Origin of the sequence: Sorangium sp. So ce362, from assembly GCF_051519845.1 — a bacterium.
GTDB lineage: Bacteria > Myxococcota_A > Polyangia > Polyangiales > Polyangiaceae > Sorangium.
The window spans coordinates 4,920,863-4,936,155 of record NZ_CP150332.1 but is presented as its reverse complement, the minus strand read 5'-3'; the positions used below and the strand labels follow the sequence as shown (position 1 = coordinate 4,936,155).

Sequence of the window (15,293 nt, the reverse complement as noted above, 5' to 3'; positions counted from 1 at the left end):
GGGCCGCGACGACCCGCGACCGGCCGCGACGAACGACCGCGGGCCACGGCGTGAGACGACCGCCACGTCCCGGGCGCGATCTTCGGGTTGACCCTTCCGTCCAGCGTCTCTAGCCATGAGCGGTGGACGCGCTGCACACCGATCTCTACCAGTTGACGATGGCGGCGGGGTACTTCCACCGCGGCATGGCCTCGCGTGTCGCGACGTGCGAGCTCTTCGTGCGGCGGCTGCCCAGGCACCGGCGCTTCCTCGTCGCGATGGGCCTCGAGCGCGTGCTGCGCTACCTCGAGCAGCTCCGCTTCACCGACGAGCAGATCGCCTACCTGAGCGCGCTCCCCGCCCTCGCGGACGCGATGACGCCGGCGTTCTGCAGCTACCTGCGGGACTTCCGCTTTCACGGCGACGTCTGGGCCGTGCCCGAGGGGACGGTGTTCTTCCCGAACGAGCCGCTCCTGCGCGTCACCGCGCCGATCATCGAGGCGCAGCTCATCGAGACGTTCGCCCTGTCCACGGTCAACTACGCCACGACGATCGCGTCGAAGGCCGCGCGCATCGTCCTGGCCGCCGGCGACGCGGGGGTCATGGAGTTCGGCACCCGGAGGGCTCACCCGGAGGCGGCGCTCGACGCGGCGCGGGCCGCGTACGCGGTCGGCTGCGTCGGCACCTCCAACGTGGAGGCCGGCATGCGCTTCGGCATCCCGGTGCTCGGGACGGCCGCGCACATGTGGACCATGGCCCACCCGTCGGAGGAGGCCGCGTTCGAGGGCTACGTCGCCGTCTTCCCGAGCGCGGCGATCCTGCTCATCGACACGTACGACACGCTCGTCGGCGCCGCGCGCGCGGCGGCGATCGCGCGCGACAAGCTGAAGGGGGTCCGGCTCGACTCCGGCGACCTCGGCGCGCTCAGCGTCGCCGTGCGGAGGATCCTCGACGCCGCCGGGTGCGCGTCGGCGAAGATCGTCGCCTCGGGCGATCTCAACGAGCACCGGATCGCCGAGCTCAGGCGCGCCGGGGCGCCCATCGATCTCTACGGCGTCGGGACGGACCTCGTGACGTCGATCGACGCCCCCGCGCTGGGCGGCGTCTACAAGCTCGTGGAGATCGGCGGCGTCGAGCCGGGCGCTGGAGGGGAGCGCACGCCCATCGCGAAGTTCTCGGAAGGCAAGGCGACGCTGCCCGGCGCGCACCAGGTGCACCGCTTCCGCGACCCGGCCGGGAGGCTCGTCCGCGACGTCATCGCGCTCGACGGCGAGCCCGCGAGCCCCGGGGCCGAGCCGCTGCTCGCGCCCGTGATGAAGCAGGGCGCCCGCGTCGCGCCGCCCGAGGGGCTCGACGCGGTCCGGGCGCGCGTGCGCGCCGAGATCGCCGGGCTGCCGGAGGCGCTGCGGCGCATCGACGACGACCCCTCGCCGGGCGCGCCCTTCCCGGTCGAGGTGTCACCGCAGCTCGGCGCGCTCGTGGAGACGGTGCGCGCCCGCGTCGTCTCCGGCGTAGGATAGCGAGATCGAGCGAGGCGCCGCGCGCGCGGCGGCGATGGCGCGGCGGCGCGCCGCACGTGAGGAGAGAGGACATGGCGAGTGGCAACGTGACCCGGCAGGCTCCGCCCCCGAGGGTGTTCGTCGACGTGGACGTGCAGCGAGACTTCTGCGAGGAGGCGGGCGCGCTCTACGTGAAGGGCTCGCCGAACGCGCTGTTCCGGAGGCTCACGGCGCACGCCGTCGCGCACGGGATCCCGATCGTCGGCTCGGTCGACTCGCACGCGTGGGACGCGTGGGAGTTCGCGTCGAACGACGTCCCGGCCCCGGAGGGCGACAAGCCGGGCTTCCCGGACCACTGCGTGAAGGGGACGCCGGGCTGGCTGAAGGTCGAGGGGACGCTGCCGCCGCGCTTCCGCTTTCTCCCGAACGTCGAGCGCGCGCCCATCGACGAGGCGGTGCGCGAGCTCGCGACGGGCACGAGCCACGCGGTCTACTTCGAGAAGGAGGTCTACAGCCTCTTCGCGAACCCCCTCGCCGAGGGGTTCCTGCGCGATCTCGCCGCGGCGCTCGGCGGCGCGCCGGAGCTCGTCGTGTACGGCGTGGCGACCGACTACTGCGTCCGCGCCGCCGCCCTCGGGCTGGCGCAGCGCGGCTACCGCACGACGCTCCTGACCGACGCCGTCGCCGGCATCACCGAGGCCGGCGTCGCCGCCGCGCTCTCCGGGATGCAGGCCGCCGGCGTCACGCTCACCACGTCGTCCGCCCTGCTTCGCTAGCGAGCCCGGCGGGGTCCCCGCGCGGCGCGGTCCCCCGGGCGCGCCCGCGACGGCGTCGTCAGCGGCCCTCCGGAGAGCCCGTCGCGCCGGGATCGCTCGGTTCGCCCTGGACGCGCAGCGACGCGCAGAGGTCGACGAGCGGCTGCGGCTTGTCGAAGTGCCACCCCTGCGCGTAGTGGATGCCCATCGACGTGAGCAGATCGGCGATCTCCTGGTTCTCCACCTGCTCGGCGACGGTCTTGATGCCGAGCGTGTCGCCGATCCTGTGCACCGACTCGACGATCGCGCGGTGGAGCGTGTTGTCCTGCAGATCGCGCACGAACATGCCGTCGATCTTCACGTAGTCGACCGGCAGGCTCTCCAGGTAGCCGTACGACGCGTGCCCGCTGCCGAAGTCGTCGATCGCGAACCGGCACCCCATGGCGCCGAGCTCCTGCATGAACCACAGCACCTCGCCGAGGTTGGCGAGCGCCGCCGTCTCGGTGATCTCGAAGCAGATCTTGCTCGGCGGCACCTGCGCCCGGTGCAGCTGCTCGACGAGGAAGTCGAGCAGGCCCTCGCGCAGGAGAGACACGCCCGACAGGTTGATCGAGCACGTGTCGAGGCGCCGGAGCGCGTGCTGCGGCATCGCGCCGATCAGCCGGAACGCCTGCCGCGCGACGTAGCGATCGATGACGTGGATCAGTCCGCTCTGCTCCGCCGCCTGGATGATGCCCACGGGCGAGTAGAGCCGGCCGTCCTCGCCGAGCTGCCGCACGAGCACCTCGAAGTGCGCGCCGTGGGGGCTGGGCGCCGCGCCCGGCATGACGAGCGGGTGGATGCCCTGCGAGTAGAGCCGCAGCCGCCCCTCGGCGAGGTGGCGCTGCAGGCTCGCGACCCACTGCATCGAGCGCCGGCTCGTCGTCATCTGCTGGTCGTCGAGGTAGACCTGCAGCCGCCCGCGCCCGTTCTCCTTCGCGATCCGGCACGCGTGATCGGCGGCGCCGAGCACGTCGACCGCCCGCTCGAAGTGGGGCGTCAGCACCACGAGGCCGATGCTGGCGCCGATCGAGAACGTCTTCTCCGCCCACCCGAACCGGAACTCGAGCAAGCAGATCTGCAGATCGCGCGCGATCCGCTCCGCCTCTCGCTCGCTCTTGTTCGCGAGCAGCAGCACGAACTCGTCGCCGCCGATGCGCCCGGCCGCGTCCTGCGGGCCGACGATCTCGTGCACGCGCGTCGCGACCCACTGGAGCAGATCGTCCCCCGCCTCGTGCCCGCAGGTCGCGTTGACGAGACGGAAGCGATCCAGGTCGATGTAACAGAGCGCGTACGGCGTCCCCGTCTTCCTGCAGTCGTTCAGCGCCTCCTCGATGCGATCGATGATCGCGTACCGGTCGAGGAGGCGCGTCAGCGCGTCGTAGCGGGGCTTGGCCGGGTGGATCGGCAGGGGCCCCGGCGCGCCGAGCTCGCGGAAGAGGACGATCTGCCCGGGAGGAGGCGGCGGCTTCGAGTCGCGCTGGCCTTCGCGCGTGGGCCGCCCCGCGATCGTGCCGATCGTGTGGAGGATCGGGATGACGGAGCCGTCGCGGCGCTCGAGCAGCGCGGTGTACCGCGCCGGCGGCCGGGTCGCCTCGGGGGCGGCGAGCGGCGCGCCCGGCGTGCGCAGCGCGCCCTCGTCGATGATCACCGGCGAGAGCGGCACCGCGGGCTCGCGCCGCGGCGTGAGCGCCGGCGGCGGCGCGGGCTTCGCGGGCGCGCCCTCGTCGAACAGCTCGTTCATCTCTCCGACGTCGATGTCCGGATCTCCGCTCGTCGTCCCCGCCGCCGGGATCAGGCGGAGCACGCGATCGAGCAGCGCGCCGCGCGCCTCGACGATCGACCAGCCGGTCAGCCGCTCGGCCGCGCCGTTGCAGCGCACCACGCGCTGCTCGGCGTCGATCTCGATCAGCCCGACGTCGACCTCGGACAGCCACGCAGCGAGGTGTTTGTCCGGCGAGCCACGGTGCGCGTCCGAGCGATCGAACGCGGCGTGCAGGCTCGACTCCGGCCGGTCATCGATCTTTGCCACCACCCCGTTATGGTAGTTGCATTCCCGGAGAAGCGGACTTCTTAAGCGCCGACGGCGAGGAAACTCGACGGCCACGACCCACCGCTGGGGTAGGCTCGGGTCATGGGTGGTCACGAGGAGAGCAGGCGCTCCCGGCCGGGGCTCGGCGCCAGCGCCGCCGTCCTCTCGCTGGCGCCGCGGCGATTTGTCGAGCTCCAGCAAGAAACGCCTGGCCACAGGCCCACGAAGGGCGGCGTTGACGCGATGCGTTGTGGTGACGTGTCGGGATCGAGGGACGGTGTGGGAGCGCGGACCGCGCTCGGTGCGGGCTGAGGCATCGATGGGGCTTGTCCTGTTCGGGCTCACCGGCGGCCTGGGATCCGGCAAGAGCACGGTGGCGGCGCGCTTTCGCGCGCAGGGGCTTCCGGTCATCGACGCCGACGCGCTCGCCCGCGACGTGGTGGCGGAGGGGACCGAGGGGCTCGGCGAGGTGGTCCGCGCCCTCGGTCCGGAGGTGTTGCTGCCGGACGGCTCGCTCGATCGCGCGCGCGTCGCCGCGATGGTGTTCGACGACCCGGGCAAGCGCCGGCAGCTGAACGCGATCGTGCACCCGCGCATCGCGGCGCTCCTGCTGGAGCGCGCCGCGGCGCTCGAGGCGCGGGGCGAGCCGCTGGCTTGCTACGAGGCGGCGCTCCTCGTCGAGAACGGGGTCGCCGACGCGTTCCGTCCGCTCGTGGTCGTCGCGGTGCCCGAGGCGATCCAGATCGCGCGCGCGATGGCGCGGGACGGCGCGACCGCGGAGCAGGTGCGCGCCCGGCTCGACGCGCAGCTCCCGCTCGCGAGCAAGGTCGCGGTCGCCGACCACGTCATCGACAACGCCGGCGATCGCGCCGCGACCGAGCGCCAGGCGGACGAGGTGCTCGCCTCGATCCGGGTGAAGTTCGGCGGCGGCGCTGAACGCGCGGGACGCTGACTTGATGCGCAGTGCCCGGCGTGGAAGTCTCGCGGCCGGCCGATGACGTCGTTCAAGTCGAAGCTCGCGCGGCTCGGGCCGCTCCCGGCGGAGCGACGCGCCGGCGCGGTCCCGGGCGCGATCGCACGAGGCGAGGCGTCGCCGCCGCCGGTCGCGGCGGCGGGAGCGCCCGCCGCGGTCGGCGCTCGACCGTCGCTGGACGAGCTGCGCGAGCGCATCTCTCGCATCGTCGCTCGCGGCGCGCCGCCGACCCCCAGGGCCGATCCGGCGCGCGGCGAGCTCCCCTTCCATGTCGAGCAGACGCCCGGGGGGCCGCTCTACGTGAGCCGCACCCGCTCGCTCGCGGCGGCCCGCGTCGGCCGCGCGCCGCTCGTCGCCGCGCGCGACGCCGACCCGGCGATGCTCGCGCTCCTGGCGCTCGACCCGGCGCTCGCCGGCTGCGACCTGCGGAGGGCGCTGTTCCTCGACACGGAGACCACGGGCCTCGCCGGCGGCACGGGCACCGTGCCGTTCCTGATCGGCCTCGCCTGGTTCGACCCCGGGGCCGCCGGCGCGGGGCCGCTCGGCGAGCCGTCGTCCGACGCCTTCATCATGGAGCAGCTCCTCCTGCGCCGCCTCGGCGAGGAGGAGCCCATCCTGCGCCGGCTCGCCGAGCGCCTCGCCGACGCCTCGATGATCGTCACGTACAACGGCAAGGCGTTCGACATGCCGCTCCTGCGCACGCGCTACGTGATGAACCGCCTGCCGCCGCCGCCGGAGCTGCCGCACCTCGATCTCGTCCACGTCGCGCGCCGCATCCACAAGGCGCGCCTCAAGACCTGCACGCTCATCGCCCTGGAGCACGACGTGCTCGGCCGGGTGCGCGTCGGGGACGTGCCCGGCGGCGAGATCGTCGCGTGCTACGCCCACTTCCTGCGCACCGGCGACGAGGACGCGCTGCTGGGCGTCGTCGAGCACAACGCGGCCGACGTGCTCGCGATGGTCGCGCTGGTCGGCCTCTACGGCGAGCCGCTCGGCGGCCTGGCCGCAGGCGATCTCGCCGGGGCGGCGGCGACGCTGCGCAGGGCGGGCGCGCTCGATCGCGCGGCGGAGCTCGCGGACGCGGCCGTCGAGCGCGGCGGCGGCGCGGTCGCGCGCCGCGCGCGCGGCGACATCGCGAAGGCGCGCGGGGACAAGGCGCGGGCGCTCTCGGACTACGAGGCGCTCGCCGCCGAGATCGACGATCCCGCGGTGCGCCTCGCGCTGGCGAAGCTCTACGAGCACCACGTCCGCGCCTTCGCCCGCGCCCTCGACCTGGCCGACCAGGGCACCGCCGAGCCCGAGCCCGCGCTGGCTCGCCGCCGAGCCCGCCTGCGACGCAAGCTCGATCGCAGCACCGCCGGCGCCGCGCTCGCGCTGCCGTTCGAGCGCGCCGAGGCCGCCGCCGGAGCGCGGCCGTGCTCCCTGCCCGCCGCCGCGCCGCGACGCAAGGGCGAAAAGTGAGCGGGCACCCCGCAGTCCCGCGGTTCAGGGCTCCGGGCGGGCCGATCGAGAAATCCATCCGTCTGGCTTCTCGCCGGGGCGTGCGTGGGCTAGGGTGGGGGCGATGATTACCGTCGGCTGTGCCGGTTTCCCCGTCCCAGCGACGCGCTATTTCCGCGAGTTTATGTTCGTGGAGGTGCAGGAGACCCATGTGTCCCTTCCGGGACCTGGAACGATCCGGCGCTGGCGGCGCGAAGCTCCGGTCGGCTTTCGATTTGCCCTGCTCGGTCCGCGTGAAATCGGGCAGGAGGGGTTCCGGGACGGAAAGGTGATCGAGACGGCGCTCAAGAGCATCGAGGCCGTCGCCGACGAGCTCGAGGCGAAGAGCGCCGTCTTCGTCGGTCCCCCGGAGTTCACGCCGACGCGCGCGAACAAGGCCATCCTGCGCGAGTTCCTTGCCAGCGTGAAGAAGCGCTTCGAGCGCGTCGTCTTCGAGCCGCCGCCGGGGTGGGATCCGGACGAGAGCGACGAGCTCACCCAGGAGGTCGGCGCCCTCGCCGCGCGCGATCCGCTGACCACGGGGCTCTCGCGGCTGAAGGTCGCCTACTACCGCCTGCACGGCCCGGCGGGGCACAAGTCGCGCTACGAGGACCCGGCGATCGAGCGGCTCGCGGAGATCGCGCGCGGCGCGAAGCACGACGACGCGACGTACGTGTTCACGAACGTCGACATGTTCGCCGACGCGAAGCGCTTCAAGAAGGCGATGAAGATCTGACGCGGGCGCGCCGCGCGGGCGCCGCGCCCCGGCGGCGAGGTCCGGCGCGCCGGGGAGCCGGCGCTCCGGCCGCGTGGCTCAGCGCTCGGCGCTCCGGAGGCGCAGGCGCTCGGGCCGCGTGAACAGCGCCATGGCGACGCTCGCGACCGCGGCGACGTACCACGGGATGTCCTTGACGGTCCCGTAGACGGTCTGCGCACGCATGAACCGCGCCTCGCCGAGGAGCGATTGCTCCTTGAAGGTGTCGCTTTGCACGACGACCCGGCCGACCGGGTCGACGATCGCCGAGACGCCGCTGTTCGTGGCGCGCACGAGGTAGCGGCGGTGCTCGATGGCCCGCATCTTCGCGAGCGCGAGGTGGATCCACGGCTCCGTCGAGTCGCCGAACCAGGCGTCGTTCGTGAGGTTGACGAGGAGGTCGGGGTCGCCCTCGGCGACCAGCTTGTTCACGAAGTGCGGCAGGATGTCCTCGTAGCAGATCATCGTCGCGATCCTGTGGCCGTCCCACTCGAGCGGGGCGAGCGACGTGCCGGGGCTGAACCGGCCCGAGTTCGGCGACAGCGTGTAGAGGTACGGGATCGTGTCGCCGAGCGGGAGGTACTCGCCGAACGCGAGCAGGTACTGCTTGTCGTATCGCCCGAGGATCTCGCCGTCCTTGCCGGCCATCAGCGCCGTGTTGAAGCTCACGCCGCGCTCGTTCCGGTCGGCCGGGAGCCGGTGGATGACCGTGCCGACCACGGTGGGCACGCCGAGGCGGCCCGTGAGCGACCGCTGGACCTCGGTCTTATAGGCCGACTCGCGGAACGCCTGCGGCACGCCCGCCTCGCTCCACACGACGAGCCCAGCGCCCTGCTTGGCGAGCTCCTGGGTCCTCTTCAGGTGGATCTTAACCGCGTTCCGGCGGTCGAAGAGCGCGAGGTTCGGCTGGACGATCCCGATCTTGATCGGCTCGGCCGCGGCGGCGGCCGCGTCCACGGCGCGCATCCGGACGAGGCCGTACACGGCGGCGAGGGCGGGGGCCGCGACGCCCACCGCGACGACCGCGCGGTTCAGCGGGCGGCCGGGCCGCGACGGGCCGGCGTCGCCGCCCGCCGCGCGCGGCGCGCGATCCAGCCGGAGCTTGACCAGCTCGGCGATCGCGAGGTTCGCGGCGACAAGCACCAGCCCGACGAGGTAGGGGCCGCCGAGATCCGCGACCTGGCCCATCACCGGGGCGTTGTGGACCGAGGCGCCGTAGTACCAGGGAAAGAGCAGCGGATAGACGAGCTCGCTCGTCACGAACGCGAGCGCGAACGCCACGGCGCCCGGCCAGCCGCGCGCCTCGGCCCGCCCGTAGAGCCAGCCGCACAGGGCGATCCGTCCGGCCTGGTAGGCGCAGAGGATGGCCATGAAGACCGTGCAGAGGATCGTGGGGAAGCCGCTGAACACCCGCAGCATCTCGAGCAGCCAGTAGAAGCCGGTCATCGTCATGACGAAGCCGGCGATCCAGCCGAGCAGCGCCGCGCGCCGCGGCGTCTGTCCGCGCAGCGCCACGATCAGCGGGACGAGGCCGAAGAACGAGATCGGCCAGAGATCCATCCCCGGAAACCCGAGGAAGTAGAGGAAGCCGGAGAGCGCCGCGAGCCCGTAGGAGAGGCGCGCGGGCAGCGGCCGCACCGCGCCGTCCGCGCTCGCGCTGCGCGGCGCTTCCGGCCGAGGGAGGTGTTCGGCCGCTCCGCCTCCGACGTCGGCGGCCTCGCTCTCTTGCTGGCGCGCGGTCGTCATCGGCAGCGCCGGGGGAAGGGGAAGCAGCGCGCCGCGGCGACGGCGCGGTGGAACCTGAAGGGGCCGGGCATGGCGCCCCCGTATTGGATGGGCGCCGCCGGTCGTCAACCCGCTCGGCGCTCGCCTGGCAACCCGCTCGGCGCGCGCGCGGTGGCGAGCTCGGCACGACCGCAGGAACAAGCGCGGTGCAAGCGACCCAAGCGGACGACCCGGGCCCCGGCCGGGCCGGCGGACCCGAACAGGCGGCGGAAAGTAACGCAGAACGTGCCTGGCCCCCGTCGATCGCGACTACTATGCGCACGCAGAGCCCATGTCGAAGATACTTCACATCGAGGATGATCCCGCGAACCGCCTGCTCGTACGCAAGCTGCTCCAGAGCGCCGGCTACGAGGTCCTCGAGGCCGCCGACGGGCTCGAAGGGGTGCGTCTTGCTTGCACGCTCCACCCGGACCTCGTCCTCGTCGATCTGAACATCCCCGGCCTCGACGGGTTCGAGGTCACCCTGCGCCTGCGCGGCGAGGCGTCGCTCGCCGGCGTCCCCATCGTCGCGATCACCGCCGAGGGCGATCGGGACACGAGCCTCGCCGTCGGCTGCGACGGCTTTCTCCAGAAGCCGATCGACGCGCGCTCCTTCTCGGCGGTCATCGCCCGCTACCTCAGCGGCGCGCGCGAGGAGCTCCCCGCGTCGCAGGGGCCGCTCCGGCTGCGCGAGCAGAGCCAGCGCATCGTCGCCCACCTCGAGCAGAAGGTGGCCGAGCTCTCGCGCGCCAACGCCCGGCTCCGCGAGCTCGACGCCGCGCGCACCGAGTTCTACCGCAACATCTCGCACGAGCTCGCGACCCCGATGACCCCGATCGTCGGGTACGTGAAGCTGCTCGCCGACGAGGAGCTCGGCCCGCTCAACAAGGCGCAGAAGAAGGCGCTGCTCGCGATGGAGGACTGCGTTCGCAGGCTCCGGTCGCTCATCGACAACCTGCTCGACGTGACCGGCATCGAGACGGGCCGGATGCGCTTCATGCACTCGGAGTACGATTTCCTCGACACCACGCGGCGCGCCCTCGCGCAGGTGGCCGACCGCTTCGCCGAGGGGAAGGTGCAGCTCGTCGAGGACCTGCCGCGCGGCCCGCTCCCCGCCTGGGGCGACGCGGGCCGGCTGCAGAGGGCGATGATCCAGCTGTTCGAGAACGCCGCGAAGTTCACGCCGGCCGGCGGCACCGCGGGCGTGCGGGTCAGCGTGCTCCAGTCGGGGCACTACGAGCTCTGCGTCGCCGACACGGGGCCCGGGGTCAAGGCGGACCGCCTGCAGCGCATCTTCGAGCCGTTCTACCAGGTCGACGGCTCGGCCACGCGCGCCTACGGCGGCGTCGGCGTCGGGCTCGCGATCGCCCGGCGCACCGCCCGCGGGCTCGGCGGCGACGTGCGCGTCGTGTCGCCCAGCAACGAGGTGATCGAGGGCGAGACGCTCACCGGATCGGCGTTCTTTCTGACCGTCGCCCGGCGAGCGCCCCTCCAGGACGACGGCAGCTCGCCGGGCCGGCTCGGCCCGCCCTCGGTGCCGCCCGCCGAGCCGTCGTCGTCCTGATGCGCCCTGCCTCCCCGTCGTCGTCCTGATGCGCCCTGCCTCCAGCGCCATCTATCTCGACTGGAACGCCACGACGCCGCCGCACCCCGAGGTCCTGGCGGCGATGCAGGCCGCCGCCGAGGTGGCCTGGGCCAACCCGGCGAGCGTGCACGGACCGGGGCGGCGGGCGCGCGCGTTCGTCGAGCAGGCGCGGGAGGCGGTCGCCCGGCTGACCGGGCTCGACGCGCGCGACGTGACCCTCACCTCGGGCGGGACCGAGGCCAACAACCTCGCGCTCTGGCACGCCTTCGGGGACGAGGCCGGCGCGCTCGTTGTCTCGCGGATCGAGCACCCCTCGGTGACCCGCGCCGCGGAGGGGCTCGCCGGCCGCGGCGTGCACGTCGCCTGGGTCGATCCCGAGCCGTCCGGCCGGGTCGCGCCGGAGGCGATCGCCGCCGCCATCGATCGGGCGGCAGCGGTCGCGCCCGTGCGGCTCGTGAGCCTCCAGGCGGTCAACCACGAGACGGGGGTCGTCCAGCCGGTCGCCGAGGCGGCGGCGATCGTCCATGCCCGCCGGGCGCGGCTCCACGTGGACGCCGTCCAGGCGGTGGGACGCCTCCCGCCGGAGGCGTGGGCCGGGGCGGATCTCGTGTCGGTCGCGGCCCACAAGATCCGGGGCCCGAAGGGGATCGGAGCGCTCGCGGTGCGGCCCGGCATCCGGCTCCGGCCCGTCCTGCTCGGCGGCGCCCAGGAGCGCGGGATGCGTCCCGGGACACAGGACCCGCTCGCCGCGGCCGGCTTCGCCGTGGCCGCCCGGCGAGCGATCGGCGCCCCCGCCCGGTACGCGGCGCTCGCCCCGCTCCGCGATCGTCTCGAGGCCGCGCTCACCCAGGTTGGGCGCGCGGCCGGCGCCGCGCCCCTCCGCAACGGGGACGGCGCGCGCGCCCCCCACGTCACGAACCTCTCCTGGCCCGGCTGGCGCGGCGACGAGCTCTGCGCAGCGCTCGACCTGGAGGGCGTCGCCGCGTCCAGCGGCGCGGCCTGCAGCGCCGGGACCGCCGAGCCGTCCCCGGTCCTCACGGCGATGCTCGGCCCCGAGCGCGCGGCCTCCGCCGTGCGCTTCTCGATCGGCGAGGACACGACCGAGGCCGACCTGACCGAGGCCGCGCTCCGCATGGCCCGCGTGCTCTCCCGGCTGCGGTCACTTCCAGCCCGAAGCTGAGCCGATCCAGCCGCTTACCGGGACCCCCCCGATTCTTGAACCATCCCTCGAGCCATTCCGGATAACCGCGCAGAGAAGGGTGAGTCCACAGGGGTAACCCTCCGCAATGACTGAGCTTTTCGAGGGGGGTGTGGATTCTTTTTGTCGATCCATTGAATGGATCGAATCGGCCATCTTCCTGCGAGCCTGTTCAGCCATCGATGCGATGCTCGAATCTGCATCACATGTTGTTCGTATCTATGCAAATTTGTTGTTAATTTTGCTTGGTTAAGGGTTCGACCTACGGCGTTCCCGGATGACCTCGCAGCGCGCGGTCGCGCCGAGCCCGGACCTGTTGCGCGCAATCCGGCGAGCGATGTTCCCGGGAGGCTACGGGCATGCCCTACGGCGCTGGCTGGACGGGCCCGCGGCGCGCGGATCGCCGTGGTCGTCGGGCGGCTGGTGTCGCGGGGGCTGCTGCCGGACTACGCGCGCGACGTGCGGCGCTGCCGGACGACTTCGTAGAGCGCGATCGCCCCGGCGACCGAGGCGTTCAGCGAGGAGATCGGGCCGGTCATCGGGAGCCGGGCCACGTGCTGGCAGACGCGGCGGACCGAGCGGCGCGTGCCCTTGTCCTCGGCGCCGATGACGATGCAGACAGGGCCGGTCAGGGGCAGATCGCCGAGCTCCGCCGGGCCCTGGGCGTCGAGCGCGATCGCGGCGACGCCGCGGGCGGCGAGGGACTCCAGGGCGTCGGGCAAGGAGCGGACACGGCAGAGCCTCGCGTGCTCGATCGCGCCGGCGGAGGCGCGGAACGTCGCCGGCGTGAGCGGCGCCGAGCTGTGCTCGGGCCACAGGATGGCCCCCGCGCCGAGGGCGACGGCGCTGCGGATCACCGCGCCGAAGTTCTGCGGATCCATCACGCCGTCGAGCGCCACCGTGATCGTGCCGGCGCCGGGCTCGCCCTCCTCGACGACCGGGATCGCGTCGACCCCGACGATCTGGAGCTCGGGCGCCGACGCGACGGCGCCCTGGTGGCGGCCGCCGGCGCTGCGGCGATCGAGCTCGCTGCGGGGCGCGCGCTCGGTCGGGATGCCCTGGCCCTCCGCGAGGCGCGCGAGCGCGTCGAGCTTCGGGCCGCCGTCGCGCTGGACGAGGGCCCAGGCGACCCGTGCGCCGTGCGCGCGGATCGCCTCCCGGACCGGCTGAAGACCGTAGACGAGGCGGCTCACGGTCAGCGCGGTGGGTGGAGTGTGTGCGCGATCTCCTGGACGATGGAGCGCGCGGTGGCGAGTGGATCGGCGGCGTCCCGGATCGGCCGGCCGACGACGAGGAGATCGGCGCCGGCCGAGATCGCGGCCGACGGCGTGGCGATGCGCTTCTGGTCGTCGGCGGGCGCGCCGGCCGGGCCGGGGCCGAGGCGGATGCCCGGCGTCACGAGGAGCTCGCCCTGCCCGAGCGCCTGCCGCAGCGCCGGCATCTCCTGCGGCGAGGCGACGAACCCGTGGATGCCGGCGCCGCGCGCGAGCTGCGCCAGCCGGACCACGTGCTCCGAAGCGCTCCCCTGGACGCCCTGCGCGGCGAGATCGTCGTCGTCGAGCGACGTGAGCACGGTGACGGCGAGGAGGATCAGCTCCTGGGAGCGCGCCGCCTCCTGGGCCGCGCGCGTCAGCATCTCGGCGCCGCCGGCCGCGTGCACCGTCAGGTAACGGACCCCGTGCGCGGCGGCGCTCGCCACCGCCCGCGCCACCGTCTCGGGGATGTCGTGCAGCTTCAGATCGAGGAAGACGTCGAGGCCGAGCGACCTGCCGATCTCGATCGCGGCCGGCCCCTCGCGGACGAACAGCTCCAGGCCGACCTTGAGCACGCCGACCGAGGGAGCGACGCGGGTCGCCGCCGCCCTGGCCTCGTCCAGGGTCGCAAAATCGAGCGGGAAGACGAGCCTGCGGCGCGCCTCGTCGAGCGAGCTGCCGCCGAGGCTCGTCCGCTGCCTGACGGAGCCGGTGTTCGCCATTCGGTGTTCCCGTTCCGCGTCAGAGGCAGCTGCAGAGCGGATCGCCAGGGGCGCAGTTGCAGGGGGCCTTGGTGCCGCCGCCGCTCGCCGGGTGGGCGCCGGCGGCCGGCCGCCCGCTGCCGCCGCCGCGGCGCAGCTGCTCCTGCTTCTGCTGCTCGGCCTCGAGCTGCTTCTGCAGGGCGAGGCGCGTCGCCTCGTCCTTGGCGCTCGCGAGCTGGTCGCGCAGCCCGGACATCTTGGACTCGGACTCCTTGAACTGCGCCTCGAGCCGCTTGTTCGCCTCCTCGAGATCGCGGGCCCGCGCGGCCTCGGCGGCGATGCGCGCCTCGTTGTCCTGGGACGACTTGACGGCGGCGACGGTGACGATGCCGATCACCAGCGCGCTGGCGATGGCGCCGCCGATGAGGAGCTTGCGCAGCTTGTTCTTCGACTCGTCCTGCTGCAGCGCCGCGAGCGAGCGCTCGTGGTGCTGCTGCGCGGCCATCGCCTCGAGCCGCGCCTTCTGCTCGGCCTCGACGCGCGCCTTCTCGATCTCGGCCTGCCGGATCGCCTCGAGCCGCGCCGCCTCCTCGCGGGAGCGTCGCTCCTCGTTGCGACGGCGCTCCTCCTCGGTGCGGATGCGCAGCTCCTCGGCCTCGCGCGCGGCGCGCTCCGCCTCGACGCGCGCCTTCTCGGCGGCGGCGGCGGCGGCGGCCTTCTGGGCCTCTTCGGTCTTGATGCGATCCTCCTCGAGGTTCATCAGCTCCTTGAGCGAGAACAGGACCGAGCTTTCCTTCTGTTCCGACATGACCTCGTGGCTCCTTCGATCGAGCGCGTGCGGTTGGGCTACCAAGGGGCGGCGCGGAGAACCTGCAGGTCGCCCTGGGTGGGGCCACCGAGCAAGACGATTCTGACCCGCAGAGCGGCTTTCACGCAATTATTCGCGATCACCGCGACCCTCGCGATGTCGAGGAACCGCGGAACCGTCAGCCAGATTATCGCCGTGGTGCACCGCAGGTACCAGCGGAAATCGCAGCGCTCCGTCCCTTCCACGTCTCCACGTCCCTTCCACGTCTCCACGTCCCCTCGTCCGTTCCACGTCCCCACGTCCCCTCGTCCGTTGCGCGCGCACCTGCCCAGCCGCGCCGTCCCGCGTGCCCGCGCCACCGGGCGACCTCGACCGTCCGGAGAGGGTGCCTGGGGGACGCCCGAGCACGGACCGCCAGAGGCCGCGCCGCGCCCCACGCTCCCGTTGGATTCTCGGTGGCTCTCCGGTAGGTTC

12 protein-coding genes are annotated in these 15,293 nt (G+C 73.4%); 7 read left to right on the top strand and 5 right to left on the bottom strand.

All coding sequences use genetic code 11. From position 1 onward, the window contains the following. Positions 1-122: 122 nt before the first annotated feature. Entirely contained in the window at positions 123-1,499 is a 1,377-nt protein-coding gene (locus WMF17_RS19110) for a nicotinate phosphoribosyltransferase (RefSeq protein WP_437603507.1), read from the top strand. 71 nt (positions 1,500-1,570) lie between these two features. Continuing rightward, positions 1,571-2,254 carry a cysteine hydrolase family protein gene (locus WMF17_RS19105; RefSeq protein ID WP_437650670.1) on the top strand — a complete coding sequence of 228 codons (684 nt, stop codon included), beginning with the start codon at positions 1,571-1,573 and terminating at the stop codon, positions 2,252-2,254. A 58-nt stretch (positions 2,255-2,312) separates the two neighbouring features. On the opposite strand, the gene WMF17_RS19100 is transcribed toward WMF17_RS19105, so the two are convergent. Then, positions 2,313-4,304, bottom strand: a complete 1,992-nt coding sequence (locus WMF17_RS19100) for an EAL domain-containing protein (protein ID WP_437650669.1) — start codon at positions 4,302-4,304, stop codon at positions 2,313-2,315. A gap of 319 nt (positions 4,305-4,623) precedes the next feature. On the opposite strand from WMF17_RS19100, the gene coaE reads away from it, so the two are divergent. The 3 genes from coaE (at position 4,624) to WMF17_RS19085 (ending at position 7,492) form a co-directional block, all read left to right on the top strand. Next, entirely contained in the window at positions 4,624-5,256 is a 633-nt protein-coding gene (coaE, locus tag WMF17_RS19095; protein ID WP_437650668.1) for a dephospho-CoA kinase, read from the top strand. A 42-nt stretch (positions 5,257-5,298) separates the two neighbouring features. Beyond that, positions 5,299-6,738 (top strand): ribonuclease H-like domain-containing protein, encoded by a 1,440-nt coding sequence (locus WMF17_RS19090; protein ID WP_437650667.1) that lies wholly within the window; start codon positions 5,299-5,301, stop codon positions 6,736-6,738. A gap of 103 nt (positions 6,739-6,841) precedes the next feature. Beyond that, positions 6,842-7,492, top strand: coding sequence for a DUF72 domain-containing protein (locus WMF17_RS19085; RefSeq protein WP_437603502.1), 651 nt, complete (start codon positions 6,842-6,844; stop codon positions 7,490-7,492). 78 nt (positions 7,493-7,570) lie between these two features. On the opposite strand, the gene lnt is transcribed toward WMF17_RS19085, so the two are convergent. Continuing rightward, positions 7,571-9,256, bottom strand: coding sequence for an apolipoprotein N-acyltransferase (gene lnt / locus WMF17_RS19080; protein WP_437650666.1), 1,686 nt, complete (start codon positions 9,254-9,256; stop codon positions 7,571-7,573). A gap of 310 nt (positions 9,257-9,566) precedes the next feature. On the opposite strand from lnt, the gene WMF17_RS19075 reads away from it, so the two are divergent. Next, positions 9,567-10,838, top strand: a complete 1,272-nt coding sequence (locus WMF17_RS19075) for a hybrid sensor histidine kinase/response regulator (RefSeq protein WP_437603500.1) — start codon at positions 9,567-9,569, stop codon at positions 10,836-10,838. Positions 10,839-10,866: 28 nt separating this feature from the next. Next, positions 10,867-12,039, top strand: a complete 1,173-nt coding sequence (locus WMF17_RS19070) for a cysteine desulfurase family protein (RefSeq protein WP_437650665.1) — start codon at positions 10,867-10,869, stop codon at positions 12,037-12,039. A gap of 464 nt (positions 12,040-12,503) precedes the next feature. Here WMF17_RS19070 and WMF17_RS19065 read toward each other — a convergent pair whose 3' ends face one another. From WMF17_RS19065 to WMF17_RS19055, 3 genes are read right to left on the bottom strand one after another with little or no spacing between them, the layout of a single operon-like run. Further along, positions 12,504-13,250, bottom strand: coding sequence for a TrmH family RNA methyltransferase (locus tag WMF17_RS19065; RefSeq protein WP_437603498.1), 747 nt, complete (start codon positions 13,248-13,250; stop codon positions 12,504-12,506). A 2-nt stretch (positions 13,251-13,252) separates the two neighbouring features. Further along, positions 13,253-14,032, bottom strand: coding sequence for an orotidine-5'-phosphate decarboxylase (pyrF, locus tag WMF17_RS19060; protein WP_437650664.1), 780 nt, complete (start codon positions 14,030-14,032; stop codon positions 13,253-13,255). 19 nt (positions 14,033-14,051) lie between these two features. Then, positions 14,052-14,819 (bottom strand): hypothetical protein, encoded by a 768-nt coding sequence (locus tag WMF17_RS19055; RefSeq protein WP_437603496.1) that lies wholly within the window; start codon positions 14,817-14,819, stop codon positions 14,052-14,054. Positions 14,820-15,293: the final 474 nt, after the last annotated feature.